This window comes from Microbacterium sp. ProA8, assembly GCF_039905635.1.
In the GTDB taxonomy this organism is placed as follows: Bacteria; Actinomycetota; Actinomycetes; order Actinomycetales; family Microbacteriaceae; genus Microbacterium; species Microbacterium chionoecetis.
The window spans coordinates 3,646,259-3,672,796 of record NZ_CP157000.1 but is presented as its reverse complement, the minus strand read 5'-3'; the positions used below and the strand labels follow the sequence as shown (position 1 = coordinate 3,672,796).

Sequence of the window (26,538 nt, the reverse complement as noted above, 5' to 3'; positions counted from 1 at the left end):
GTCGAGGGCTCCCGCACCCGAGCGCCTGCACCCGGCGCGGAGCCAGCGGAGCGGGATCATCCGTAGAGCGCGCGGGCTCGGGATTGGCGGGCGCCGCGACGAAGTCGCCGCCGACGAAGTCGACGTCGACGAGTCGTCGGAGCGGGACGCGCGCCGGAGGATGATCCGCGCAGCGGTCACCCGATCACAACCGAACCCGATGCTCAATCGTGATCTTGCATAATTCTGTCGAAGAGTTGCACTCAAGCCGTCCGCGGAATACATTCGTCGCATCGATCCCTTTCCCCATCGACGAGGAGTCACGTGGACACCGAGGTCCTCACCCGCGACGAACGAGCCGTTCCCGCGAGCGACAACCCGCTGTGGTGGCGGTCGGCCGTCATCTACCAGGTCTACGTCCGCAGCTTCGCGGACGGGAACGGCGACGGCACCGGCGACCTGGCGGGGGTGCGGGCGCACCTCGGCTATCTCAAGGACCTCGGCGTCGACGCCATCTGGTTCAACCCCTGGTACCCGAGCCCGCTGGCGGACGGCGGCTACGACGTGCAGGACTACCGCGACATCGACCCGCGCTTCGGCACGCTCGAAGAGGCGGAGCTGCTGATCCAGGAGGCATTGGCCCTCGGCATCCGCACCATCATCGACGTGGTGCCGAACCACATCTCGGATCAGCACCCGTGGTTCCAGGCCGCGCTCGCCGCCGGGCCGGGCAGCCCCGAGCGGGAGCGCTTCTGGTTCCACCCGGGCAAGGGGGAGAACGGCGACGAGATCCCGACGCACTGGGTCTCGAGCTTCCAGGGCGAGACGTGGACGCGCACCACGAACGCCGACGGAACCGCGGGGGAGTGGTACCTCCACATGTTCACTCCCGAGCAGCCGGACCTCAACTGGAACCACCCCGATGTGCGGCGCGAGCACGAGGACATCCTGCGGTTCTGGTTCGACCGTGGCGTCGCCGGTGTGCGGATCGACTCGGCGGCGCTGCTGATCAAGGATGCCGACCTGCCGGAGGTCGGCGACAAGCACGGGCCTGGGCAGCACCCGACGGAGGATCGCGACGAGCTGCATGACGTGTACCGGTCGTGGCGTGCGATCGCCGACTCCTACCCGGGTACCCGTGTGCTCGTGGGCGAGATCTGGGTGCCCGACATCGTGCGATTCACGAACTACCTGCGGCCCGACGAGATGCACACCGCGTTCAACTTCGACTTCCTGGCGCGACCGTGGGGGGCGGCATCCTTCCGCGACTCGATCACCGCGACGCTCGAGGCTCACGCACCCGTCGGCGCACCTTCGACGTGGGTGCTCAGCAACCATGACGTCACCCGCCCGGTCACCAGGTACGGGCGCGAAGACACCGCGTTCGCCTTCCTGAAGAAGCGCTTCGGCGTGCCCACCGATCCCGAGCTCGGCCTGCACCGGGCTCGCGCGGCGGCGCTGCTGGTCGCGGCCCTCCCCGGCAGCCTGTACATCTATCAGGGCGACGAGCTCGGGCTCCCCGAGGTCGAGGACCTGCCGCTCGAGCTGATCGAGGATCCGATGCACTTCCGCTCCGGCGGGACGGATCCCGGAAGGGACGGATGCCGCGTCCCGCTGCCATGGGCCGGCGACCACGCACCGTTCGGCTTCAGCCCGGACGCCACGTCCACGTGGCTGCCGCAGCCCGAGGGGTGGGGTGCGCTCACCGTCGCCGCCCAGGAGGCCGATCCGGCGTCGACCCTGAACCTGTACCGGAGCGCGCTGCGCCTGCGGCGCGAGCTGCCCGAGCTGGGCGACGGGCCCCTCGAGTGGTGGGACGACGCGCCGGCGGCCACCGCCTCGCCGCCGGGTGCGCGTCCCGTCGACATCCTCGCCTTCCGGCGTGGCGATCGCTTCGCGTGCATCGTCAACACCGGTGAAGACCCGGTCGCGCTGCCCCCCGGCGCGACGGTACTCCTTTCGAGCACGGCGCTCGAGGGCGGGCTGCTGCCGGGCGATGCCGCGGCGTGGCTGCGGCTCGAGCCCTCCGCCGACGTCCCTCACCCCGCACGCACCACCATCAATCCGGAGCAGTCCGCGTCGAGAGGCTGACGCGGAACTCCCCCAGAAAGGAAAGACGATGAAGTCACCAGCAAGGGTCCTGCTCGCCGGTGTCGCCGCAGCGGCGACGGTCGGCGCGCTCGTCGGCTGTTCGGCAGCCGGCGGCGACGACAACAGCAGCGGAAAGACCGAGCTGCGCGTCGCGACGTTCCCGCCCGGCGCCGACGAAGCCGCCTACGAGGCGTTCGCCGAGCAGGAGAAGCAGTTCGAGGAGGAGCACCCCGACATCGACATCATCGGTGTCGAGTACGAGTGGGAGGGGCCCACCTTCGCCGTGCAGCTCGCCGGCGGCAGCCTTCCCGACGTGTTCACCGTGCCGTTCACCGATGCCAAGACGCTGCTCGAGAACGACCAGCTCATGGACGTCACCGACGAGATGGAGGAGCTGGGCTACACCGACAGCTTCAACCCCATCATCCTCGACGCGGTCACCGGCGCCGACGGCCACTACTACGGCTTCCCGCGCCAGGCCTACGCCAACGCGCTCTCGTACAACCGGGAGCTGTTCGAGGCCGCCGGTCTCGATCCGGATTCGCCGCCCACGACCTGGGACGAGGTCCGTGAGTACGCCCAGCAGATCACGGACGCGACCGGCAAGGCCGGCTACTCGCAGATGGCGACCAACAACACCGGCGGGTGGCAGTTGACCGTCGCGACCGCGGCGCGCGGCGGGCGCACCCAGACCGACAACCCCGACGGCACCGCCGAGTCGACGATCGACAACGACGCGACCAAGGCCGCGCTGGAGTTCCTGCACGCACTGAAGTGGGAGGACAACTCGTTCGGGTCCAAGGTCGACCTCGACTGGGGCACGATCAACCAGGAGTTCGCGGCCGGCAACGTGGGCATGTACACCACGGGGTCCGACATCTACACGGCGCTCGTGCGCGACTTCGGCCTCGACCCCGACGTCTACGGCATCACGGTGCTGCCGCTCGAGGGCGACGACGCCGGCCCGCTGGGCGGCGGCGACATCGCGGTCATGAGCCCGACGATCGACGACGAGACCAAGGCCGCCGGCATCACGTGGATCGACTGGTACTACATGCAGAAGCTCCTCGACGAGGACGCGGCGGTCGCCGACGCCAAGGCGCTGAGCGAGTCGGACCAGGCGGTCGGCACGCCGCTGCTTCCGGTGCTGAGCCGTGAACTCTACGACGAGTCGCTGACGTGGATCGAGCCGTACATCAACGTCCCGCGCGACCAGATGACGCCGTTCACCGACGCGATCTGGGATCAGACCCCGGTCGGTGAGGCGAAGGCGAAGACGCAGGAGGTCTACGCTCTCCTCGACACGGTCGTCCAGACGGTCCTCACCGACGAGAACGCCGACATCGACGCTCTGCTGGCGCAGGCTCAGACGGACGCCCAGGCGCTGCTCGACGAGTAGCAGCGGATTCCGGATGCCGCGGCCCGACCTCGCCGCCGGGCCGCGGCATCTCCCGAACTCGTTTCGTCTCGCTCGTTCCTCGCTCGCTCAACGACCGGAATCCTCGCTCGTTCCTCGGAGGACTCGGTCGTTGAGCGAGCGAAGCGAGACGAAACGCCCCGGACATCCGCACAACACCCACAGCAAAGGCCGACGATGACCGCGACCCTCCCGGAGCGCCCGGCACCCGCCGCCGCCCCACCGCCCGCCGCGCCGCCCGCGCGTCGACGGGCCCGGCGCACCCCGCTCACCTGGTACCGCGGCGGTGGCCTCGCGAACCTGCTGTTCGTGCTGCCGATGGTGTTCGTGTTCTTCTTCTTCTCGTGGTCGCCGATCGTGCAGTCGGTGGTCATGAGCCTGCAGAAGACGAACCTGATCGTCGCGGAGTGGGTCGGCTTCGACAACTACGTCGCGGTGATCACCGACCCCGAACTCGGACGCGCGGTCATCAACACCGTGTACTTCGCGGTGCTGGCGCTGCTGTTCGGGTTTCCGCTGCCGCTGCTGATGGCGGTGCTCATGAGCGAGGTGCGCCGCGGCAAGGGGCTGTACTCAGCGCTCGCCTACCTGCCCGTCGTGATCCCGCCGGTCGTGGCGGTGCTGCTCTGGAAGTTCTTCTACAGCGCCGATCCGTCGGGTGTCTTCAACACGGTGCTCGGCTGGGTCGGCATCCCTCCGCAGCCGTGGCTCTCGTCGGCGGTGCAGGCGATGCCGTCGCTCGTGCTCGAGGCGACGTGGGCGGCGGCCGGCGGGTCGATCATCATCTACCTCGCCGCGCTCCTGTCGGTGCCGGCCGAGTTGTACGACGCGGCCGAGGTCGACGGTGCGAGCATCTGGCGCAAGGTCTGGCATGTCACACTGCCGCAGCTGCGCGGCATCCTCTTCATCATGCTGATCCTGCAGGTCATCGCAACCGCGCAGGTGTTTCTGGAACCGTTCCTCTTCACCGGCGGCGGGCCGGCCGGCGCGACCAAGACGATCCTGCTGTACATCTACGACAAGGCGTTCCGCAACAGCCTCGGAGGCGACTACGGCGAGGCGACCGCGGTGTCGGTGCTGCTCGCGATCGTGCTCGCCGTCCTGTCATGGCTGTACTTCAAACTCACGAACCGCTGGAGCACCTCATGACCACGTCGATCGCCGGAGAGACGCGCCGAGAGGAGATGCGGCGCCTCGTGCGCCGCTGGGGCAGGCGCGGCGACATGCACGACCGCTTCGAGCGCACGATCGTCTCGGATTCGGAGCGCCACCAGCGGCGCACGCGCTTCGGGATGTCGCTGACCCACGTCTTCCTGACCGTGACGCTCGTCATCGCCGGTCTCGGTCCGATCCTGTGGCTCGCGAAGTCCGCCGTGACACCCACGCAGGACACCCTCCAGCAGCCTTTCGCGCTGTGGCCGAACGGCATCGACTGGCAGAATCTGTCGACCGCGTGGAACGACATCCACATCGATCAGTACTTCTTCAACACGATCGTGATCGCGCTCGGGGCGTGGTTCACCCAGCTGTTCATCGCGACGACCGCCGGGTACGCCCTCTCGGTGCTGCGGCCTCGCTACGCGCCGGTGCTCAGCGCACTCGTGCTGGCGACGCTCTTCATCCCCGGGATCGTGCTGCTCGTTCCGCTGTACCTCACGATCGTCAACCCGCCGCTGCTGGGCGACGTGAGCCTCCTGAACAACTACCTCGCGGTGTGGCTTCCCATGGGTGCGAACGCCTTCAACATCCTGCTCGTGAAGCGGTTCTTCGACAATCTGCCGCGCGAGGTCTTCGAGGCCGCGAAGACCGACGGCGCCGGACCCTTCCGGCTGTTCTGGTCGATCGTCCTGCCGATGTCGAAGCCGATCCTCGGCGTCGTGTCGGTGTTCGCGATCATCGCCGCGTGGAAGGACTACCTCTGGCCCATGCTGGTGCTCCCCGACCCGGCGGTGCAGCCGCTGTCGGTGCGCCTGCCGGCGGTGCAGTCGCAGACAGAGCTCGACGTGTTCCTCGCGGCGCTCGCGATCGCGACGCTCATCCCGATCGCGATGTTCCTGCTGTTCCAGTCCGTGTTCCTGCGGTCGGCGGGGCTCGGCGGCGCCGTGAAGGGCTGACCGCCCGGCGGGCTCAGCGACCGATGGCTGACGGATGCCGCGGCCCGCGGCATCCGTCGTCGTCAGAGGCCGTCGGTGCTGTGGCCCTGGGGCACGACCATCAGGAGCGCTGCGGGCTCGACGCGGGTCTTGACCGAGAGCGCCTCGCCGAACTCGTCGCCGTCGAGCTGAACCGGCTGCGCGTCGTGCGTCGCCAGTTCGATGCCGGCGCCGCGGGAGTACACGACGGCGTTGTCCTTGGTGCGCAGCGACAGCACGCGGCGGCCGGTCCGGAAACGGCGGAGGAAGCTGTTGTCCCACGCCACGCGGCGCCAGACGAACAGCCAGCCGAAGGGCCCCTTGGGCTGGAAGATCACGATGTCCAGCGCGCCGTCGGTGATCGAGGCCTCGGGGATGAGGTCGAGGCCGGCGGGAAGCTTGCCGCAGTTCGCGAACAGCACGCTCTGCACGCGCGAGGAGTGCAGCCGGTGGCCCGGCAGCTCGTACACGACGCGGAACGGCTTGGCGCTCGGCAGCGCCCGCGCCGCTCCGTCGACGTAGGCCACCCAGCCGACGGTCTTCTTCAGCTGCGGGTTGGTGTTCGCGATCATCGCGGCATCCAGTCCGATGCCCCCCATGACCACGAAGGCGTGCTCGGCGGTGGTGCCGTCGGGGCGGCTCAGCTCGGTCCAGCCGACGTCCATCGGGACGGTGTCGCCGTCGAACACGGCCTGCACCATCGCGTCCGGCTCGGTCAGCGGCAGCCTCAGATTGCGGGCGAGCAGGTTGCCGGTGCCGCTGGGCACGATCGCCAGGGGCACACCGCTGCCGCTCATCGCCTCCGACACGGCGCGCACCGTGCCGTCGCCGCCCGCCACGAGCACCGCGTCGGCGCCCTCGTCGAGCGCCTGCCGGGTGACGTCGTCGCCGAGATCGTCCACCGTCGTCTCGTAGAAGAGCGGCTCGCTCCATCCGGCGTCCGCCGAGAGGCGGGTCACCGTTTCTCGCAGCACGTCGGCGTCGACCTTGATCGGGTTGTACACCAGCGCGGCCTTGGGTGAGGGGCGCTCCCCGTCGGTCTCGATCGGACGCGTCCGCCCCGCGGCGTCCACGCGGCGCGCGTAGCCGGTCTCGCCGTCGGCGGTGTCGGCCTCGATGTCGTCGGGCTCGCGGATGACGTCGTCAGGCTTCGCTGCCGCGGCCGGGTCGGGGGCGTCGTGCTCCCGGCGGTCGCCGGGCACGGATGCCGCATCCTCGGCGGGATCCGCGCCCTCCTCGCCCCCCGGCGTGGGCGTCGCGGCCGACTCCTCGACCTGCGCCTCGACCTCCGCGGCAGCGACGTCGAGCTCGTCGGTGCTGGGTCCGTCGGCGTAGATCGCGTCGGCCGGGTGGGGAGTGAGGTCGTCGTCGGCTGTCGCGTCCTCGCCCGATCCAGATACCGCCATGTGGTCCAGAGTAGGACGCGAAACGCCCATCCGGCTCGCACGGCGTGCCCGTCCGTGCGGCAGGGGGCCTCCGCATGGTGCCGAACGAGCCGGCGGGAGTGCCGCCGCGGGGGTGCCGACTAAGCTTGCAGAGTGATCGATCCCGTGCTGCTTCGCGACAATCCCGAGCTGGTCAAGCGCTCGCAGGAGGCGCGGGGCGAGTCGCCCGACACCGTCGACGTCGCCGTCGAGGCCGATCGCGCACGGCGTGCGGCGATCACGACGTTCGAAGAGCTCCGCGCGGCGCAGAACGCGCACGGCAAGCGCGTCGCGCAGGCCCCGAAAGAGGAGAAGGCCGCCCTCGTCGCCGAAGGCCGGCTGCTCAGCGAGCGGGTGAAGCAGGCCCAGCACGCGGTCACGGCAGCGGAGGAGGCATCCACCGAAGCCTTCTCAGCGATCGAGAACATCGTCATCGAGGGCGTGCCCGCGGGTGGCGAGGACGAGTTCGTCACGCTGCGCACGCACGGCGAGGTCCCCGCCTTCGGCTTCGAGCCGCGCGACCACCTCGAGCTCGGCGAGCGGCTCGGCGCGATCGACATGGAGCGGGGCACCAAGGTCTCGGGCAGCCGGTTCTACTTCCTCACCGGGATCGGCGCGCGCCTCGAGATCGCGATGATGAACCTGGGCCTCGACCGCGCGCTGCAGGCGGGCTTCACGCCCATCATCCCGCCGACGCTGGTGCGCCCCGAGGTCATGCGCGGCACCGGATTCCTGGGCAAGCACGCCGCCGAGGTCTACCACCTCGACGACGAGGACCTCTACCTCGTCGGCACCAGCGAAGTGCCGCTCGCCGGCTACCACATGGACGAGATCCTCGACCTCTCGCGCGGGCCGAAGCGCTACGCCGGCTGGTCGACCTGCTACCGCAGCGAGGCCGGGTCGTACGGCAAGGACACCCGCGGCATCATCCGCGTGCATCAGTTCAACAAGCTCGAGATGTTCGTCTACACGACGCCCGAAGCGGCGGAGGAGGAGCACCTGCGCCTCGTCGAGCTGCAGGAGCGGATGCTGCAGGACCTCGGCCTGTCGTACCGCGTGATCGACGTCGCCGCGGGAGACCTCGGTGCGAGCGCCGCCCGCAAGTACGACGTCGAGGCGTGGGTGCCGACGCAGAACGCGTACCGCGAGCTCACCTCGACCTCGAACTGCACGACCTACCAGGCGCGGCGGCTCGACATCCGCTACCGCACGCCCGCGGTCGACGGCAAGGGCGCCGGGAAGACACAGCCGGTCGCCACGCTCAACGGCACGCTTGCCACCACCCGCTGGATCGTCGCCCTGCTCGAGACGCACCAGCGCGAGGACGGCTCGGTCACGGTGCCGGAGGTGCTGCGACCGTTCCTCGGCGGACTCGAGGTCATGGAGCCGATCGCGTGACCGACGCGCATCTGCCCGCGACCGGGTCGATCAAGGTCGTCGCGCCGAAGAAGGCGGCGAAGCTCGTCGAGCGGGTCGCGCGTGACACCGAGAACCCTGCGGTCGCCACCGAGCAGCTGCTCATCGCGCTCGACATCGACGGCACCGTGCTCCTCGAGGACGAGTCACTGAGCCCCGGCGTCGTCGACGCCGTCGAACATGCGCACCGCGCGGGGCACGAGGTGATGATCGCGACGGGTCGCAGCTGGGAGGGCACCCGCGGAATCATGCGTGTGCTGGGCGTCGCCCCCGAGTTCGTCGTGTGCTCCAACGGCGCCGTCGTGCTCAAGCGCGTGGAGGCCGACGAGCTGCGGTACGACCGCTGGCACGTCGAGACGTTCGATCCGAGCGCCGTACTCGAGCAGCTGCGCGAGCACCTGCCCGATGCCCGCTATCTCGTCGAGCTCCCCGACGGCCGGCGCCTGTACACCGAGTATCTCGAGGACTGGAACCTGACGAACGCGCGCCGCGTGCCGTTCGAAGAGCTCGGATCCCAGCAGGTCTGCCGCATCGTCGTCGTCTCGCCCGAGAAGCGCGAGCAGGACTTCGTCGATCTGGTGGCCCGCATCGGACTCAACCACGTCTCGTACGCCGTCGGCTGGACGGCGTGGCTCGACATCGCGCCGCAGGGCATCGACAAGAGCACCGGTCTCGAGCTGGTGCGCACCGAGCTCGACATCGACCCGGCCCACGTGCTGGTGATCGGCGACGGCCGCAACGACGTGGGCATGTTCCGCTGGGCGCTCGACAACGGCGGCCGCGCGGTCGCGATGGCCCAGGGGCCGCAGGAGGTCCGGGATGCCGCGGGCGAGACCACGTCGTCGGTGCACGAGGGCGGCGTCGCCGAGGTGCTCCGCCGCCTCTGACCTTCGTTCCCCGCGGTCGTTGAGCGAGCGAGGGACGAGCGAGACGAAACGCCCCGAACCCGCGCAAGACGTCGGCTCGAGGCGTTTCGTCTCGCTTCGCTCGCTCAACGACCGGGGCCGTGCTCTCGGTCGTTGAGCGAGCGAGGAACGAGCGAGACGAAACGCCCCGAACCCGGCGCAAGACGTCGGCTCGAGGCGTTTCGTCTCGCTTCGCTCGCTCAACGACCGGCCCGGCCCGGGAAGGCGCGTTCCTCAGAGGATTGCCAGCCGCCGTTGGGAGAATGTGCCGACAGTGCTGTCGGCTAGACTCGACGCCTGTTCGACGGACGCCTCCTTTCGAGGTGGCGTTCGCCGGGAGGGTTGTCCGAGCGGCCGATGGACCTGGTCTTGAAAACCAGTGGGCAGCAATGTCCCGTGGGTTCGAATCCCACACCCTCCGCAGAGTGATGTGCCGGGGGGCGACCGTGAGACCGCAGCATCCGTGAGAGGAACCGAGTGAGCTCGACGCACAAGCCCACGAGGCGGGGCCGCCGCACGGTGGCTCGCCACGGTGAGTTGTCGTCTCCGAGCCCGGTCGGCTTCATCATGAAGCTGGTCGGCATCGTCGCAGCGGTGGTGCTCGTGTCGGGCGCCGGAGTCGCGGCGTATGCCGCCACCGACGTCGTCACCAGCTTCGCCGACGGCGCCGTGGAGCTCGAGGGCCAAGGACCGGTTCCGCCCGATATCGGGGCGATCGAGGGCGGCGTCGACATCCTGCTCGTCGGCACCGACGAGTGCGAAGAGGAGTACGCGTACCTCTTCGGCGCGCGTTGCACGGGTGCCGACGCCGGAAATCAGCTCAACGACGTGAACATGCTCGTTCACATCTCCGACAACCCGCGCCGCGTCACGGTCGTGTCGTTCCCGCGCGATCTGATGATCCCCCTCCCGTCGTGCACGCGTGAAGACGGCTCGACGACGTCGCCGGTGTCGAAGACGCAGATCAACGAGGCGTGGGGGTACGGCGGCCTGTCGTGCGTGGCGAAGACCGTCAGCGACATCAGCGGTCAGAACATCCCGTTCGCCGCCAAGGTGAGCTTCGGCAACGTGATCAACATCACCGATGCGATCGGCGGCGTCGACGTCTGCATCGGCAACGGCGGCATCAAGGACAAGTACACCGGCATCAACTGGGGTCCCGGGCCCCGCACGATCCAGGGTGTGGAGGCGCTGCAGTTCCTCCGCACCCGGCACGGCCTCGAGAACGGCAGCGACCTCGCGCGCATCTCGAACCAGCAGCAGTACATGTCGAGTCTCGCCCGCAAGCTCGTGAGCAGCGACGTGCTCTCCGATCCGGGGACGCTCTACAAGCTCGCCACGACCGCTGTCGACAACATCACGCCGAGCGAGTCGCTCACCAACCCCATGACGCTCGCGCAGATCGCACTCGCGATCAAGGACGTCCCCTTCGAGGACATCAACTTCGTGCAGTTCCCGGTGGCCACCGACCCCGCCGACGCGAACCGCGTCGTCCCCGACGAGCAGCTCGCCGAGAAGCTCTGGGCGGCACTGGCAGCCAATCAGCCGATCGACCTCACCAACGACCAGAACAACACCGGCGGGGTCGTCACCGTCGACCCGCAGCCGACCGAGACGGCTCCGACGCCCGGGACCAGCGCCACGCCGGCGCCGACCGAGGCAGCCGTCGCGCTGGACGACATCCCAGGCCAGTCCGCGGCAGACCAGACCTGCTCCGCCGGCAACGTCAGGGCCAACGGCTGATGGCGGCGTCGAAGCGGCCCTCGGGAGAGGGCCGGGCGCCCCTTGCGCGCCACGGTGCGCTGAAGTCCCGGCATCCGTTCGTCACGCTCGTCGCCATGCTGGGGGTCGTGCTCGGCGTCTTCGGGGTGAGCGCCGCCGGCATCGCGGCCTACAACGTGTGGGACGCCACGCAGACGGTGACGGCGAACGCGGTCGTGCTCGACGGGGACAAGCCGCTGCCGCCGTCGCTCGGGGCGATCGAGGGCGGCGTCAACATCCTCGTGGCAGGCACCGACTCGTGCGAGGGCGAGAACGCCCGGCTCTCTTCGGCCTGCCGTGCAGGTGACACCAAGGGCGAGCGCAACGACGTCACGATGCTCGTTCACATCTCGGACGAGCCGCGCCGCGTCACGGTCGTGTCGTTCCCGCGCGACATGCTCGTATCGATCCCGTCGTGCCCGAAGGAGGACAGCAGCGGCAGCTACTCGGCGATGTCGTCGCAGATGATCAACGCGTCGTACCAGTACGGCGGACTCGCCTGCACGGTGCTGACGGTCGAGTCGCTCATCCAGGACGAGATCGACTTCGCGGCCGCCATCCGCTGGGCGGGCGTGATCAACATGTCCGACGCCATCGGCGGCGTCGACGTGTGCGTCGCCGAAGACATCAGCGACCCCGACAACACCGGCCTCAGCCTCACCGCAGGCACGCACACGCTCGAGGGCGAGCAGGCGCTGCAGTTCCTGCGCATCCGCCACGGCATCGGCGACGGCTCCGACCTCGGCCGCATCTCGAACCAGCAGCAGTTCATGTCGTCGATGGTGCGCAAGCTGCAGTCCGATTCGGTGCTGGCGAACCCCGCGACGCTGCTCAACCTCGCGACGACCGCCATCAACCAGGTGCAGCAGAAGCAGCTCGTGCTGAGCTCGGGCCTCACCAACCCCACGCTCATGGTGCAGATCGCCATGGCCGCCAAGGACGTGCCGTACGAGGACATCGTGTTCGTGCAGTACCCGACGGTCTACGCATCGGGCGCCGGTGGCAGCCGCGTGATGCCGGTGAAGGATGCCGCGAAGGTGCTGTTCGACGCGCTGAAGGCCAACCAGCCGCTGACGCTGACCGGCGATGCCAGCCAGGGCTATGGCGTCGAGGTGACGGGTGAGGCCGTCAAGCCGGAGACGGCCCCCACCCCGGCGGCCACCGAGCCTGCGGGGGAGGCGCCGCCGACCGCGGAGACACCGGCCACGGCTGAGACGCCGGCGGCGGAGACGCGCGTCGAGCTGCCGTCCGACATCGCGGGGCAGACCGCCAAGGACATCACCTGCACCCAGCGGCAGAAGTAGGCGCGGCCGACGATCCTGTCACGCAGCGTCGGTGTCCCGACGGATGGATTTCGGACGGCGCGGCAGCAGGATGATGAGGATGATCCCCGACACGAGGTGCATGGCAGCCAGTGCGGCTCTCGTACCGGGCGTCGCGTCGAGGAACGGGAGCGGAAGCAGTGACACGAGGAGCACGACGACCGCGGTGATCCGCCACGCGCGGATGCCGTTCTGGCGGAAGCGTTCGAGGAGCGCGAGGACGCCCCACGCCGCGAAAGAGAGCGGAAGCGCGGTGACGAGCACCAAGAGGGCGTCGAGGTGCAGCGTGCCCACAGCTGGGCTGTTCACGTCGAGGTCGACACCTGTCAGCACGGCAACGCCCCAGACGGCGATGGAGGCGAATGCGGCCAAGACGACGACGGCGAGGCGGTACCTCTTGTCTGTCCGCGGCGCAGTGGGTGCCTGCGGGAGTGGCTGGTTCGTCATGAGACTGCTCCTTCCTTCACGTGGGAGTCGACGAGGATGCCTCGTCGTGTCGGGCACGCTATCTCCCGCCTCTCGTCGGTGAATCCCACGCAGAGCGGATCCCGGTGTCGCCCTCGATCCACCCTCCTGTCGACCCGGAACGACAGCTCCACCGGCATGGGGACGGCGCCGCCGCACGCTGACCCGGTTCACCGAGAAGCTTGCTTGCGAGCAAGGAGGACGCTCCGGCCTGGAGCGCCCTCCTCGGCATCGGCCGGCGCCGAGAGTGGACGTCTCGTCAGCCGGGAACCGGCTCACCGCGATGACCTTCGTGCCCCGCGGTGGAATCGGGGGAGGGATCGAGGAGAACCTCCCTGCCGTCGACGACAGCAAGCCCCCCGCGCCGATACTCCGTGGGCGTCAGGACGTAGGAGACGGTGCCCTCGTCCAGCGTCGAGCATTCCCGTACCGTGAGTCCCGTCGCCGGCCCGCCCGTGTCGAACAGGCGCTTCCCCGTCCCCACCACGACAGGGAAGACGAGGAGGCGGTACTCGTCCACAAGGCCGGCTTCGTGCAGAGTCCGGGCGAGCCGCCAGCTGCCGTGCACCTGCAGTTCGCCGCCCGGAATCTCTTTCAGTCGACGGATCTCCTGAAGCGGATCTCCGGACAGCACCTGCGTTCCGCGCCATGACGGCCCTGCGAGCGTCGAGCTCACGACGTACTTCGGCAACGAATTCAACGCGATGCCGACCGAGTTCTCGGGATCGTCGACCTGACTCCAGTACGGATGCATCATGTCGTACGTCGAGCGGCCCAGCAGGATGGCTTCGGCGCGCGAGAACCAGCCGCTGACCACCTCGCCCCACTTCGGCTGTGCGGCGAACGGCACGATCCACCCGCCGCGGTCGAACCCTCCGGAGGGATCCTCCTCAGCGCCACCCGGACCCTGCATCACACCGTCCAGGCTCAGGAACTCATTCACGATCAACTGCATCTGACTCTCCTTCCGGATGCGTGACCGACGGGTTCGGTCGCACGAGTCCGGCACACGCTAGATGAGTGTCCTCGTCGTGGAATCCGACGGGGGCGGAGGTTCGCTGTCGCCTCCTGTCGACTCCTGCGTCGCTGAGGAGCGACAGTTTTCGGAATCCGTCGACCGTCGCCGCAAACCGCTGTAAGTTCAACCAATCGGTTCTGAACTAGTTGGTTGAAGAAGGCGAGGTCGCGATGAGAGACGAGCTGAGTAGGACGTTCGGAGCGCTCTCCGATCCCACCAGACGCTTCCTGTTGGAGCGCCTGACGGAGGGCTCCGCGACGGTCGGCGAACTCGCCGAGCCCCTCGACCTGTCCCTCGCAGCAGTGTCGAAGCACCTCCAGGTGCTGGAACGGGCCGGCCTGGTCTCGCGCACGCGGGACCGACGCTTTCGCCCTGCTTCCCTCGACGCGCGACCGCTCGTCGGGGCAGTCCTGTGGCTGCGCGGGTACGACGCGTTCCTGCAGGAGAGCTTCGACGCCTTGGAACGCCAGCTGGCAGCATCCGTGACCCTGCCGATCGCGGCACCCGAAGAAGAAACAGGAAAGAAGGAACCCATGACCCGTGACACCATCACCATCACTCGGCGCTTCACGGCCCCGGCCGATGCCGTCTTCGACGCATGGCTCACACCGGAGCGGTTCGCCGCATGGTTCGGAGGAGACGAGGCAGAGGTCCCGCTCGACGGCGTCGCCCTCGACGCCCGCGAGGGCGGCGAGTGGAGCGTCGCCATGCACCTGCCGGGCGACCTCAGCATGAACTGGGGTGGCCGTTATCTCGTGATCGACCGGCCCCACCGGCTCGTCTTCACGATGACGGACGACCCGGCCGAGGCGGCAGGCGACCCCATCAGCGTCGACTTCACGGAGGTGGACGGCGCGACCGAGATGACGCTGCGACAGACCGGCACCGCCGGGTTCACCGCGGAGCAGTACGACGCGACCGTCGCCGGGTACAACGCGTACTTCGACGCCCTCGAGTCCGCCCTCGCCGCCGTGCGGTGAGCCTCGAAGGGAGCGGCCCGCGCACATCGGCGCGCGGGCCGCTCCCCGCAACCACCCGTCCGTTCACCTTCTGTCCCAGGAAACTCATGACCGCCACCAGACGCGAGTGGGTCGGCCTCGCCGTACTCGGCCTTCCCACACTGCTCATCTCCATCGACGTCAGCGTGCTGTACCTCGCGCTGCCCGAAATCAGCCAGGCGCTGGACGCCACCGCCATCGAACAGCTCTGGATCCTCGACATCTACTCGTTCCTGCTCGCCGGGTTCCTGATCACGATGGGGAACGTTGGCGATCGCATCGGCAGACGGCGGCTTCTGCTGATCGGCGCAGCCGCGTTCGCTGTCGCCTCGACGTTCGCTGCCTTCGCGACGAGCCCGGAGCAGCTCATCGCGGCGCGCGCGATCCTCGGCATCGCGGGCGCGACCATCGCCCCATCGACGATGGCGCTCATCCGGAACATGTTCCCGGACCCCCGTGAGATGACGACGGCCATCGGCATCTGGTTCGCGTGCTTCATGGGCGGGATCCTCGTCGGCCCCATCGTCGGGGGCGTGCTTCTGCAGAACTTCTGGTGGGGCTCGGTGTTCCTCCTCGGCGTGCCCGTGATGCTCGTACTCCTCATCACGGCGCCGGTGCTGCTGCCGGAGTATCGAGCGCCCCAGTCCGGACGGATCGACATCGTGAGCGTGGCGCTGTCGCTTGCGACCGTGCTGCCCGTCGTGTGGGGTGTGAAGGAACTCGCTCGCGCAGGCGGATCGGCCGCGATTCCAGCCCTCGCGATCGCGGTCGGAGTCACCGCAGGCGCGGTTTTCGTACGGCGTCAGCGGCGACTCTCATCGCCGCTGCTCGACCTCAGGATCTTCCGCAGCCGGATTTTCACGGGCTCCCTGTTGATCGTGCTCCTCGCCGGGGTGGTGATGGCCGGCCTCTCTCTGGTTGCGGCGGTCTACCTTCAGTCGGTGCTGGACTACGATCCGCTCACCGCCGGCCTGTGGCTCGTTCCGCAGAGTGTCGCCATGCTGGCCGGATTCCAGATCGCGCCCGCGATCGCTCGTCGGATGTCGATCACGTCGGTCGCCGCGATCGGGTTGGCGGTCGCGGGTTCCGGATTCGCGGTCATCACTGCGATACCCGTCCTCCCGACTCCGGGCGCACTGGTCGCCGGGCTGTGCCTCGCCAGCTTCGGGGTGGCCTTCCCGATGGCGCTCCTGAGCTCGCTCATGCTCGGAGCCGTCGACCCGGAGAAGGCGGGCGCGGCGGCCGCGGTGAACGAGACGAGTGGCGAACTCGGCGTGGCGATGGGCATCGCCGTCGTCGGCAGCCTGGCGACGTGGGTGTACTCCCTCACGCTCGCCGGCCTCGAGCCTCAGGCGCCGACCGTCGCTCTGGCATCCCTGACAGGAGCGCTCTCGCTCGGCGATGCGGGACTCGCCGCCGCCGCTCGCGAGGCGTTCACCGCGTCCCTGTCTGCGATCGGGATCCTGGGCGCAGCGACCTTCTCGACGATGGCGATCGTCGCAGTCCGCGTTCTCGGCACCAGCAGGGCGACCCTTCGCGTGGACGCGGGTGAGCGGAGATGAGCGAAGCACCATCACCCCGCCCCGAGGACGAACGGGCGCTGATCCGGTACGGCGCCGCCCATCAGGATGAGTCTTCCTTCGACACCGCGGCCGCCATCGACCTGCTCGGTGACAGGTGGGCGCTCCACGTACTGCGTGCCGTCGCACGCGGTCACCGCCGCTTCGGCGAGATGCGGCGATTCACCGGCGCCGCGAGCAACATCCTCGCCGGGCGTCTCGAGCGACTGGTCGAGCACGGTCTCCTGCGGCGAACAGCCTACTCCGGCGGCGCCACCCCTCGGTACGAGTACGAACTCGCACCTGCGGGCGCCGACGCGATGATCATCATCGAGGCCTTCCGTACCTGGGCGCGGCGGCCGGCGCCGGCCGGGGCCACGCCGGACGATTCAGCCGTCCGGCGGGCGACCGGGGCTGCGCGCACGCCCGCCACCCAGGAGATGGCAGCAGTGGACCCTGACGTGAGACGACGCGTCTCCCACCTCATCTGAGGCCGGGCGGCACGTCAGGCGCGCGGTGCCTTCGGCGTGAGGGCGGCCTGGATCCCCCAGGCGATGAGTCCGCCGACCGCACCCGTGAGTGCTCCCGCGAAGAGCCCGCTGGGAACGGCGAAGAGACGCGGGATCACCGCGGCCATGCTGCTGTTGCCGAGCGTGGGCGGATCGCCCTCGTACGCATAGTCCCAGAGGAGCTGGTGCGTGATGACGAGCATGATCCCGTAGAAGATCCCGATGACGAGAACCGTCAGGAACGGCTTGGGCACTCGCTTGGTCACGGCGACGGCGACCCAGACGGCCACCGGCCCCAACGCCAGGCTCCAGGTCAGCGGCCCGGAGTCGCTGATGATGTGGAGATCGTGAAGGATGGCACGGGGGAGAGCGATCGCTGCGAGCCCGATGAGCGCGATGACGGGGAGCCCGAGAGCGCGCTGCTGCGCTGCGGGCGGAGTGGGCCGTGGTGTGTTGTGCGTCATGGTGTCACGGTAGGTTTGGCCGCCCTGCGCCCTCGTCGTCTCGGGAGCGACAGTTCAGTCGCACGATGACGACACGGATGTCGACAGTGTCGGGCCGACTGCGCTCAACGGTTTCGCGACCGCTGGATCGCGCTGGCCGTGAGACCGCTCAGCGCGCCGAACCCCGCCGCGCGGCCCAGCTCGATGACGGCAGCCAGGACGGTGAGTCCGAGCCTGTAGTCCGGCCACTCGTCCATCACCAGCGTGGAAACCGTCAGCAGCACGCCGAACAGCAGTCCGGAGATGGTCAAGGTGATGACCGGGCGGGGCACATCGCCGAATCCCGCCCCGAGGACCCAGACCGCGAAGGTGCCGAGGAATGCGATCAGGGCAGTGCCGAATCCGCCGACGATGGAATCGAGTCCGACCAGGCGCAGCAGCGGCCACAGCAGGCCCAGCATGCCGAACCCCACGACGGCGGCCCAGTTGATGCGCGCACGGCGGGGCGACGGTTCGTTCGCATGGCGTGGGGTGTTCGACTCGGTCATGACGTCAGGGTAGAAACCGGGCGTGCGAGCGCTCGTCGGCCCGGGTCGGTGCTCCTGTCGCCCCGGGGCGACACCGGATCGTCGCTCATCGACGTGCTCGCTCACGACCGCACGGTGATGAGCCTGCTCAGCACCACAGCGGAGCGCGTGCCGACGATGAGCGCGATGGCCCCGATCGTTGCGCCGATCAGCGGGAAGATGGGGATGCCTCCGGGCAGCGCGGGTCCGCCGCGGCTGAGGACGAGGGCGACAGCGCCGGCGGCGAGACAGATCGACACCGCGCAGCCGCCCAGTCCCGTGATGACCCGCAGCATCCAGATGCGCGCCTCATTCTCCCCCGCTCGTCGTGATGCGACACGCGACGCGTGCGCCTCCATCGAGGCGTCGAGGATGTCGGGGAGCCGTCGCGCGAACTGGGCGAGAGCCAGGCTCTGCGCCGTGGCGAGCTTCTGAAGGCGTGCAGGGTCGAGCCGACTCGCCGCGACGCGATGGACGCGGCTGAGGATGAGATCGGCAAAGTCCGCCGGGCCGTCGAGCATCGCGATGGCCTCCTGGAGCGCCGCCATGGTGCGCACCGCGGCGGCGAGCGCTCCGGGAACCGCCAGGCCATGCCGGCTGAACAGACGCAGCAGGCGCTCACTCAGAGCGGTGGTGTCCCGTTCGATGGCCAGCACGGTGAAGAGTTCGCCCACATCTTCCAACAGGGCGCCGCCGTAGCGCAGCTCGTCTGCCAGAGTCAGGTGTCGTATCGCGATGACGGCGGAGCGGGCGTCCTCCGCCTCGAAGGCGGCGAGCAGGGCGGCCAGCAGGTCTCGCTGTTCCCGCCCGATGACGGCGACCGAGCCGAAGTCGATCAACGACAGTGTTCCGTCGTCGGCGACCATGATGTTCCCGGGATGGAGATCGGCATGGAAGACGCCGTCGACGAGGATCTGCTCGAGAACCTCATCGACGAGCGCCGCCGCCAGCCGGTGCCGCGCCGACGGCGGCAGTCCCTCCACCACCGGGCCGGCCTGGGCCAGCGGGGTTCCACCCATCCGCTCGATCGTGAGGACGTGACGCGTCGTGAGCGTCCGGAAGAGCTTCGGGATGCGGACGCTGTCCGAGCGGCGCTCCGCCGCACTGCGAAGCAGGGCGAGATTCTTCGCCTCGATGCGGTAGTCGAGCTCCGCTCGGAGCGATGCGGCGAGCTCATCCAGGAGTCGCGCGATCTGCATGCGCCGGGCGGTCGTCGACCGCCGCTCGACTCGTCGGCAGATCCGCCGTGCGATGTCGATGTCCGTCTCCACCTGGGCTCTCACGTTCGGTCGCTGCACCTTGACCACCACCGTCTCCCCGGTGCGGAGCGTCGCCGCGTGAACCTGACCGATCGAAGCCGCCGCGAGGGGGGTCGGATCGATCCAGGAGAAACTCGCCGACAGGGGCGCGCCGACATCCCGCCCGATCACGGCCTCGACGGCACCCCAGTCCTCCGGAGCGACGTCGGACTGCAGCGCGGCGAGATGGCGCGCCAGTTCCGGGGGCACGACATCCTTGCGGGTGGCCAGCACCTGTCCCAGCTTGACGAACGTCACCCCCGCGTCGCTCAGCGCGGCGACAAGCGCCGGCCCGATCTCTTGTGCGCTGACATCCCGACCGCGCAGGAGTGGACCGAGACCGTGCCGCACAGCCACGCGCAGGATGTGGACGTAGCGGACGGCTCGCCGCACGCGATCGCGGCCACCCTTGAGGCGCGGGAGGAATCCCTGGCTGCGGTGGGAGGGCCAGAGGAACTCCAACGCGGCGAGGAAGGCCGCACCCAGTGCGAGCACCCAGAGCGCCGCAACGGCTCCTACGACGACATCTCCGGGAGTCACGTCGCCGTCCGCCACGCCGTCGGGGTCGACGAGGCCGCTCCCGCCGAGCAGCACGAAGAGGAGGGGAACGACGACGAAGAACCCGACGACGCCCGTCACCAGGGTTCGCGTCACGCCCACGGGTGCTCCGACGAGCCACCGAACCGTCACGCCCAGGGCAGCGACGTAGACGACGATCAGAACGGATGCAAGGAGCCAAGCCAGCATGGGCGGACGCTTTCTCGATCGAGTCGGGGCGAACCACAAGCGTTCGTCCCGGACGACGGAAGCGACACCCTCGGGGGGAGACAACGGACGTCATCCCTCATCGACCCTCACACCGCTCCGGGTCCTTCAGGAAGTCGTTCGAGACGGGCATCATGCAGCGGTGTATCCGACCCACGATGGGGTTTCACCGACCCCGTGGGAAGGCCCGACATGGAGATGTCACAGCCCTATCTGTACGTGCACCCCGTCAGCGGTGCCGATCGCGAAGCGGCCGCCGAACTGCTCGGCCGCGGGATGGCCGACAACCCGGTCCATGTCATGGCATACGGGGGAGACGACCGTTCGAGAGCGCACCGGCACGCGCAGCTGATGCGAACGCTTCTGCGCAGCTCTCCCTCGCTCCGGATCGAAGGAGTCCACCGCGGCGAAGCGCTCGCAGGCATCGCAGCGTGGGCACCTCCCGGGCACTGCCGCCCCCCGGCGACCACGCGACTGCGTCTACTGGGCAGGGCATTGACCTACGGCCCGGGCACGGCGTCGCGTCTGCTCTCGTGGAACCGGCGATGGGCACGCCACGACCCCGACGAGCCGCACGTCCATCTCGGTCCCGTATCCGTCGACAGGCACCTCCGCGGCCGGGGCATCGGCGGACTTCTCCTGCTGCGCCATGTCCAGAGGCTCGATGCGACAGGTGTCGAGGGTTATCTCGAGACCGACCGGCCCGAAGCCGTCGGCTTCTACGAACGCTTCGGCTATGTCGTGGTCGACGAGGCGGATGTCCTCGGTGCCCCCACGTGGTTCATGCGCCGTCCGGTCGTGTGAGCCCGGGCTAGGAGATGACCAGACCGGATCTGTGCGCGATCACGACGAGTTCGGGGCGGTCACGCGCGCCGAGCTTGGCGAGGATGCGGCTCACATAGGTGCGCGCCGTCGCCGGGCTCAGATGCAAGGTCGAGGCGATCTCATCATTCGTGTCGCCGTGCCCGATGCGGGTCAGCACCTCGAGTTCGCGCGAGCTGAGAAGAGTCAGGCGCGGATCGGGGACCGGCGCCGCCTGACCCGAGGCGATCATGTCCATCAGCCGCTGCGTGATCGCCGGAGACAGCAGGCGCTCGCCCCGCCCTGCGCGCGCCACCGCGTCGCGCAGCTCGTCGCGCGGTGTGTTCTTCAGCAGATAGCCGACTGCTCCCGCTCGAATCGCCTCCACGATGTCGGAGTCGTCGTCGAAGGTGGTAAGCACCACGACATGCGTGTCGGCGAGTACCTCGTCGGCCGCGATCGCGCGGGTCGCCTCGATGCCGTCCATCACCGGCATGCGCAGATCCATGAGCACCACGTCGGGTCTGTGCTTGCGAGCAGCCTCGATGCCGCGACGCCCGTCCGTCGCTTCCGCGACGACGTGGATCGACTCGTCGCGCGCGAGCAGCGCACGCAAGCCCGCGCGGACCAGATCCTGATCGTCGACCAGTACGACCGTGGTCACCTCTCCACCACCTCCATGGGGATCGAAGCCTTCACCGCGAAACCGGAGCCACGGCGTTCGGCCGAGAACGTTCCACCGAGAAGGTGCGCCCTCTCCCGCATCCCCGCAAGGCCGGTCCCGTGGTCAGCCGGTGGGTGAGGCGCAGCCTTCTCCGAGCCTTTGCCGTCATCGACGACGCTGACGTCCAGCATCCCGTCGTCCCCCTCCTCGATGTCGACGTCGACGCGAGACGCGGCGGCGTGACGGACGACGTTCGTGATCGACTCCTGCACGATCCGGTACACGGCCGCCTCGACCGTGGGTGAAGGCGTGGAGCGCAGGCCGACGCGGATCCTCACGTCGATCCCCGCCTGCCTGGCGGGCAGTGCCGCCGACTCCAGATCCGAGATCCGGAGCGGGGAGCGGGAGGGCACGCCTCCCTTCCGCAGGCTGGCGACGGTTCGACGCACGTCGGCGAACGTCGCGGTGGTCGTGTCGGCGATCGCGTCGAGCGAGCGCCGCACCTCGGCGTCGTCGGAGCCGAGAGCCTCCTCGATGACCTGGGTGTGCAGCGTGACGACGGTCAGGGCATGTCCGACCGAGTCATGCAGTTCTCTGGCGATCTCGAGCCGTTCTGCCATGACGCGCTGCTCCGCCGCGCGCGCATAGCGTTCGACGGTGAGCTCTGCGATCTGCTCGGATTTCCGGCGGAGTTCACGGCGGGATCGGACGCTGTCGCCGAATGCGACGGCGCCGGCGAGGAGCAGAGCGTGACCGGGGAGGTCGTAGACGACGAGCGCGGGATCCTGGCCGACGGCGAGACGGTAGACGACTGAGATCGCGATGACGGCGGCTGAGGCGGCGATCGCCGCACCGATGCGCCCGTACTCGGCGGCCGAGAAGACCGCCGCGGCCAGCGGCACCGCCACGCCGATCGGTGGGTAGCCGGCCGCGTAATACGAGATGACTCCGCCGGCCGACAACAGCACGACGATGACGGGGTAGCGCCGGCGAGCAAGCATGAGCGCGCCCAGACCCGCCGCCCAGAGGTACGCCCATCCGTCGGGCTCGTTCTCACCGACATCCGCAGCGATGAACAGCGATACGGTCAGGGTCACGCCGATGCCGAGGAGGACGTCGAAGACCCATGGCGCCGGACCCCCGTCGACGCGCCGCGCTTCAGGATCGTCGTCGATCATGCTGACATGGTAGGTCGAGGCAGTGCCGCTGGTCGCGACGTCGGGAGCAGCATCCGCATCCCCGCATTGCGCAGTCGGACGCCCCTGCGTGCCGTCGAGATCCCATTGACCGTCCGCGCCGCGCGAACGATGCGCTGAGTTCGCCTCCGCCGCGCGCGGTCGTAGGACCTCAACGCCGACGCCACGTCGGGCTCGCCGGCGACCGCGCGCGCCAGGGTGACGGCGTCGAGCAGGGACTCGCATGCGCCGCGACCGAGATTGGGGGCCATCGCGTGGGCGGCATCGCCGACCAGCGCGACGTTACCCGAGACGTAGGGATGGCGGACGGACACGTCGAACAGCTCGCGACGATCGATCGCGTCGTTCTCCAGGCGGCCCACGATGTCGGCGACCGCAGCGTGCCAGCCGGCGAAGCGATCTGCGAGCCCGGCCGCGACGTCGGATGCCGCCGCTGCGCTGTCGTCGGAACGCACGCAGGCGAACCAGTTCGTCTGGCCGTCACTCGACGGCGTGATGCCGAAGAGCGCGCCGTCGCCCCAGGTCTCCGTCACCTCGGCGACCTCGCCCTCCAGAACGCCACGGAAGGCGACCGTGCCGAGCGCGCGTTCCGCGTTCCGGCCCCACATCGTCGATCGCACGGCGCTGTGGATGCCGTCGGCGCCGACGATCAGGTCCGCGTCCGGCAGGTCGAGCGCCGAGGCGATCGGGCTGTCCCAGTGCACGGTGCCCGGCGGCAGCTCGGCGTGGAGCGAGGTCAGCAGGCGTGCTCGTGAGATGAGGTGCGCGTGCCGGTCGTCGCGGATTCGCGCGATGACGCCGCCGCTCGGCTCGAGGATCGTGGCCCCGCGACTGAGGACCGAGTGCCGGCGCACCGACTCTCCGACGCCCAGCTCGTCGAGGGCGGACATCGCCTCCGGCCACATTCCCAGTGCGGTTCCACCTTCGGGGATTCCGTGGCCACGTTCCAGGACTGCGACATTCCAGCCCTGTCTGCGCAGCGTCACGGCGGTCGCAAGACCACCGATCCCTGCTCCCACCACGATCGCTCGCCCCGACATCGTTCACCTCCCGTTCGTCGCGTCCGCGAGCTCGGGGGCAAGCGTGAAGGTCTGGCCGTTCCTCTCACCTTCGTGCGGCTGAAGGACGTGGAAGTACGGGCCGCCTCCGTGGGTGAGCCCGACCACGGTCGCCCCGGACTCCGTGGCGAAGCGCACCGTATCGCGCGGCGCGGTGGCGTCGATTCGCGTCGCCACCCCCGCGGACACCCACACGGGAACGCTTCCGAGGAAGCCGCCTGCCGGCAGATGGAAGTGGCCGCAGAGCACGCCGCGCACATCGGTTCCTGCGATGGCCTCCTCGAGAGCGCGGGGGTTTCGCAGGCCGACACCGGAGAGGTACGGGGACTCGACGAACGGGATCGGCGGGTGGTGCAGAGCGATGATCGTGCCCTGCGGCGCCGGTCGGCTGAGGACGCCGCGCAGCCAATCCAGCTGAGCCGCGCCGAGCTCACCGTGGACCTCGCCCGGCACCACACTGTCGAGGGTGACGACGCGCACGCCGCGATGATGGCTGACCGCCGCGCTTTCCGGTCCGTCGAACGAAGCTGACGAGAGGTCTCGGCCGGAGGCGCTGAGATGCCCTGAGCCGAACGCCTCCGCGAAGCCCTCTCGCGTGTCGTGGTTGCCAGGGAGGTAGACCTGTGCCGCGCCACGCGCGGCGGCGAAGCGCGCGACTCGTCGGCGCACCGCGATGCAGCCGTCGGCGGAGCCGTCATCCGCGATGTCGCCGGTCACCAGCACCAGATCCAGCGCCTCGATGTGGCGGACGTCGGTCAGGAGCCGATCGAGCGCAGCCAGCGGATCACTGCCGTCCAGGGCGCTTCCGCCGGCAGGCACGTGGGTGTCGGACAGATGCAGGATTCGGATCGTGGAGTTCACGGGGTCCTCCTCGGAAGTCGGTGAAGGTGGGGCCCAGGCTCTCTGGCGCCACGGAGCCTACGGCGCGGGGCGACCGGGTGACAGTCGTCCGGAGGCGACAGACGAGACGCTCCCCGCGTACTGCGGCGGTGTCGCATCATCGACGGGACGTGTCGACCGCGTACGGACTCGGCGCAGGCGGCGGGGTTCGTATCGTTCCCCACCATGACGATTACGTCGCTAACGACTCCGCCCGCGGGAGAGCCCGCGGCATCCCGGGATCCCCGCAGGGTCACCGGGCCGGCGATCCTGCTCGGCGCCATCGTGCTCACGGCAGCGGGTGTGATCGCCGCATGCTCGGTCGGCCCCAGCGCGTCGGACGGCTCCGCTCTCCGCCCGGGCGTGCCGGCGTTCGAGAGCCCGCTGCCGATCCCGCCGCTGGCTGAGTCGAGGGTCGTCGACGGGACGCGCGTGTTCTCGCTGACAGCGGATGAAGGAACCATGGAGTTCGTCGACGGCGTCTCCACGCCCACGTGGGGCTTCAATGGCGACTATCTCGGCCCGACTCTGCGGGCCGCGCGAGGAGAGCGGGTCGCCGTAGAGGTCACGAACAGGCTGCCCGAGACGACCACGGTGCATTGGCACGGCATGCATCTTCCCGCAGCCATGGACGGTGGCCCGCATCAGCCGATCGAGCCCGACGGCGGGTGGCGCCCGACCTGGCGGATCGACCAGCCGGCGGCGACGCTGTGGTACCACCCGCACCCGCACGGAGCCACGGAGGAACACGTCGTGCGCGGCCTCGCGGGCATGTTCATCCTCGATGACGCCGATTCCGGCGCACACGGTCTGCCGTCGCAGTACGGCGTCGACGACATCCCACTCGTCGTGCAGGACACGAAGCTCCAAGCCGACGGCGAGTTCGAGCTCGACTCACAGGGGAACGAGGTGGGGCTGCTCGGGAACATGATCCTGACGAACGGCGCCTGGGGCGCTGTCCTCGACGTGACCACCGAGCTGGTGCGGCTGAGAATCCTCAACGGCTCCAGCGCCCGCACGTACGACTTCGCGTTCGACGACCTGCGGGAGTTCGCCCTCGTCGGGACCGACGGGGGTCTGCTGGAAGCGCCCCATCCGACCGATCACGTCCGGCTGTCTCCCGGCGAGCGTGCCGAGATCGTGGTGCGCCTGGATCCGGGCTCGCAGACGATGCTCCGGTCTCGGCCACCGGACCTGGGCGACGTCGCCGTTCCGTTCGCCTACGGGGGCACGGACGAACACGATGTCCTGCTGCTCAGAGCGGCAGCCGCACTGCAGCCCTCCGCGCAGCTGGCCGAGCGCTTCTCGACGATCGAGCGCCACACCGCATCGGAAGCCGACTACGAGCGGACATTCGACGTCCAGAACCGCGAGATCAACGGACGCCGCATGGACATGGGTCGAGCGGAAGTCATGCAGGTGGGATCGACTGAGCTGTGGAATGTGACGAACCGCGACCTTTTTCCGCACAACTGGCACGTGCACGACGTCCAGTTCCAGGTGCTGGACATCGACGGGGACCCACCCCCGCCGGAGCTCATGGGATGGAAGGACACGATCTATCTGGAGCCGCGTCGGCAGTACCGAATCATGATGCGGTTCGAGGACTACGCCGACGACGAGAATCCGTACATGATCCACTGCCACCTGCTCCTTCACGAGGACGAAGGACTCATGACCCAGTTCGTCGTGAGCGAGCGTGGTCCCCGTAGCGACGCCGAAACCGTGGGTTCGGATGGCCACGCGCATTGAGCGGTCGGTAGCGCGCACTCCGGGGCCGCCCGGTCGGCGTGTGGCGCCGGTCGGCTGCCAGCGTCGGCGGCCAGGCCTCGCGTCGGTCGGGATTCGGGGGTGCAAGAAGCGGCGCCGGTC

23 protein-coding genes and 1 tRNA gene are annotated in these 26,538 nt (G+C 69.2%); 14 read left to right on the top strand and 10 right to left on the bottom strand.

What is annotated here, in order from left to right:
- Positions 1-303: 303 nt before the first annotated feature.
- From ABG085_RS16550 to ABG085_RS16535, 4 genes are all read left to right on the top strand, one after another.
- Positions 304-2,070 (top strand): glycoside hydrolase family 13 protein, encoded by a 1,767-nt coding sequence (locus ABG085_RS16550; RefSeq protein WP_347976841.1) that lies wholly within the window; start codon positions 304-306, stop codon positions 2,068-2,070.
- A 28-nt stretch (positions 2,071-2,098) separates the two neighbouring features.
- The gene (locus tag ABG085_RS16545) at positions 2,099-3,469 is read left to right on the top strand and encodes an extracellular solute-binding protein (RefSeq protein ID WP_347976840.1); all 1,371 of its coding nucleotides are present in this window, start codon (positions 2,099-2,101) and stop codon (positions 3,467-3,469) included.
- Positions 3,470-3,664: 195 nt separating this feature from the next.
- Positions 3,665-4,636, top strand: a complete 972-nt coding sequence (locus ABG085_RS16540) for a sugar ABC transporter permease (RefSeq protein ID WP_347976839.1) — start codon at positions 3,665-3,667, stop codon at positions 4,634-4,636.
- A 35-nt stretch (positions 4,637-4,671) separates the two neighbouring features.
- Entirely contained in the window at positions 4,672-5,601 is a 930-nt protein-coding gene (locus ABG085_RS16535; RefSeq protein ID WP_347979226.1) for a carbohydrate ABC transporter permease, read from the top strand.
- A 62-nt stretch (positions 5,602-5,663) separates the two neighbouring features.
- Here ABG085_RS16535 and ABG085_RS16530 read toward each other — a convergent pair whose 3' ends face one another.
- Positions 5,664-7,025 carry a diacylglycerol kinase family protein gene (locus tag ABG085_RS16530; protein WP_347976838.1) on the bottom strand — a complete coding sequence of 454 codons (1,362 nt, stop codon included), beginning with the start codon at positions 7,023-7,025 and terminating at the stop codon, positions 5,664-5,666.
- Between the two features lie 132 nt (positions 7,026-7,157).
- Between ABG085_RS16530 and serS the strand changes: the two genes are divergently transcribed.
- The 5 genes from serS (at position 7,158) to ABG085_RS16505 (ending at position 12,429) form a co-directional block, all read left to right on the top strand.
- Positions 7,158-8,441 carry a serine--tRNA ligase gene (gene serS / locus ABG085_RS16525; protein ID WP_347976837.1) on the top strand — a complete coding sequence of 428 codons (1,284 nt, stop codon included), beginning with the start codon at positions 7,158-7,160 and terminating at the stop codon, positions 8,439-8,441.
- Complete coding sequence (locus ABG085_RS16520) at positions 8,438-9,346, top strand: HAD family hydrolase (RefSeq protein WP_347976836.1); 909 nt, start codon at positions 8,438-8,440, stop codon at positions 9,344-9,346. The genes serS and ABG085_RS16520 overlap by 4 nt, the downstream gene beginning before the upstream one ends.
- 354 nt (positions 9,347-9,700) lie before the next feature.
- Positions 9,701-9,785: transfer RNA gene (locus tag ABG085_RS16515), tRNA-Ser, on the top strand.
- 56 nt (positions 9,786-9,841) lie between these two features.
- A complete protein-coding gene (locus tag ABG085_RS16510) occupies positions 9,842-11,107 on the top strand; it encodes an LCP family protein (RefSeq protein WP_347976835.1) in 1,266 nt (421 codons plus the stop codon).
- Positions 11,107-12,429, top strand: a complete 1,323-nt coding sequence (locus tag ABG085_RS16505; protein ID WP_347976834.1) for an LCP family protein — start codon at positions 11,107-11,109, stop codon at positions 12,427-12,429. The genes ABG085_RS16510 and ABG085_RS16505 overlap by 1 nt, the downstream gene beginning before the upstream one ends.
- Positions 12,430-12,447: 18 nt before the next feature.
- Here ABG085_RS16505 and ABG085_RS16500 read toward each other — a convergent pair whose 3' ends face one another.
- Together ABG085_RS16500 and ABG085_RS16495 are read right to left on the bottom strand one after the other, a co-directional pair.
- Positions 12,448-12,894 (bottom strand): DUF6069 family protein, encoded by a 447-nt coding sequence (locus tag ABG085_RS16500; protein WP_347976833.1) that lies wholly within the window; start codon positions 12,892-12,894, stop codon positions 12,448-12,450.
- 277 nt (positions 12,895-13,171) lie between these two features.
- Entirely contained in the window at positions 13,172-13,867 is a 696-nt protein-coding gene (locus ABG085_RS16495; RefSeq protein WP_347976832.1) for a dihydrofolate reductase family protein, read from the bottom strand.
- Positions 13,868-14,100: 233 nt separating this feature from the next.
- Between ABG085_RS16495 and ABG085_RS16490 the strand changes: the two genes are divergently transcribed.
- The 3 genes from ABG085_RS16490 to ABG085_RS16480 all read left to right on the top strand — a co-directional run bounded on the left by ABG085_RS16490 (position 14,101) and on the right by ABG085_RS16480 (position 16,978).
- Positions 14,101-14,910, top strand: coding sequence for a metalloregulator ArsR/SmtB family transcription factor (locus tag ABG085_RS16490; RefSeq protein ID WP_347976831.1), 810 nt, complete (start codon positions 14,101-14,103; stop codon positions 14,908-14,910).
- Between the two features lie 86 nt (positions 14,911-14,996).
- Positions 14,997-16,490 (top strand): MFS transporter, encoded by a 1,494-nt coding sequence (locus tag ABG085_RS16485; protein ID WP_347976830.1) that lies wholly within the window; start codon positions 14,997-14,999, stop codon positions 16,488-16,490.
- Positions 16,487-16,978 (top strand): helix-turn-helix domain-containing protein, encoded by a 492-nt coding sequence (locus ABG085_RS16480; RefSeq protein ID WP_347976829.1) that lies wholly within the window; start codon positions 16,487-16,489, stop codon positions 16,976-16,978. The genes ABG085_RS16485 and ABG085_RS16480 overlap by 4 nt, the downstream gene beginning before the upstream one ends.
- A gap of 14 nt (positions 16,979-16,992) precedes the next feature.
- Here ABG085_RS16480 and ABG085_RS16475 read toward each other — a convergent pair whose 3' ends face one another.
- The 3 genes from ABG085_RS16475 to ABG085_RS16465 form a co-directional block, all read right to left on the bottom strand.
- Positions 16,993-17,460, bottom strand: coding sequence for a hypothetical protein (locus tag ABG085_RS16475; RefSeq protein WP_347976828.1), 468 nt, complete (start codon positions 17,458-17,460; stop codon positions 16,993-16,995).
- A 104-nt stretch (positions 17,461-17,564) separates the two neighbouring features.
- Positions 17,565-17,987, bottom strand: coding sequence for a hypothetical protein (locus ABG085_RS16470; protein ID WP_347976827.1), 423 nt, complete (start codon positions 17,985-17,987; stop codon positions 17,565-17,567).
- Between the two features lie 101 nt (positions 17,988-18,088).
- A complete protein-coding gene (locus ABG085_RS16465) occupies positions 18,089-20,050 on the bottom strand; it encodes an AarF/UbiB family protein (protein WP_347976826.1) in 1,962 nt (653 codons plus the stop codon).
- Between the two features lie 210 nt (positions 20,051-20,260).
- On the opposite strand from ABG085_RS16465, the gene ABG085_RS16460 reads away from it, so the two are divergent.
- Complete coding sequence (locus tag ABG085_RS16460) at positions 20,261-20,872, top strand: GNAT family N-acetyltransferase (protein ID WP_347976825.1); 612 nt, start codon at positions 20,261-20,263, stop codon at positions 20,870-20,872.
- 7 nt (positions 20,873-20,879) lie between these two features.
- Here the strand turns inward: ABG085_RS16460 and ABG085_RS16455 are convergent, their stop codons facing one another.
- The 4 genes from ABG085_RS16455 to ABG085_RS16440 are packed head-to-tail and all read right to left on the bottom strand — an operon-like array spanning position 20,880 to position 24,648.
- Positions 20,880-21,533 (bottom strand): response regulator transcription factor, encoded by a 654-nt coding sequence (locus ABG085_RS16455; protein ID WP_347976824.1) that lies wholly within the window; start codon positions 21,531-21,533, stop codon positions 20,880-20,882.
- Entirely contained in the window at positions 21,530-22,711 is a 1,182-nt protein-coding gene (locus ABG085_RS16450; protein WP_347976823.1) for a sensor histidine kinase, read from the bottom strand. Before ABG085_RS16450 ends, ABG085_RS16455 begins: the two co-directional genes overlap by 4 nt.
- Entirely contained in the window at positions 22,708-23,769 is a 1,062-nt protein-coding gene (locus tag ABG085_RS16445) for an FAD-dependent oxidoreductase (RefSeq protein WP_347976822.1), read from the bottom strand. Before ABG085_RS16445 ends, ABG085_RS16450 begins: the two co-directional genes overlap by 4 nt.
- A gap of 3 nt (positions 23,770-23,772) precedes the next feature.
- On the bottom strand, positions 23,773-24,648 hold the full coding sequence (locus ABG085_RS16440; RefSeq protein ID WP_347976821.1) for a metallophosphoesterase: 876 nt from the start codon (positions 24,646-24,648) through the stop codon (positions 23,773-23,775).
- Between the two features lie 204 nt (positions 24,649-24,852).
- Here ABG085_RS16440 and ABG085_RS16435 point away from each other — a divergent pair, with 204 nt between their 5' ends.
- Positions 24,853-26,418, top strand: coding sequence for a multicopper oxidase domain-containing protein (locus ABG085_RS16435; protein ID WP_347976820.1), 1,566 nt, complete (start codon positions 24,853-24,855; stop codon positions 26,416-26,418).
- Positions 26,419-26,538 lie beyond the last annotated feature (120 nt).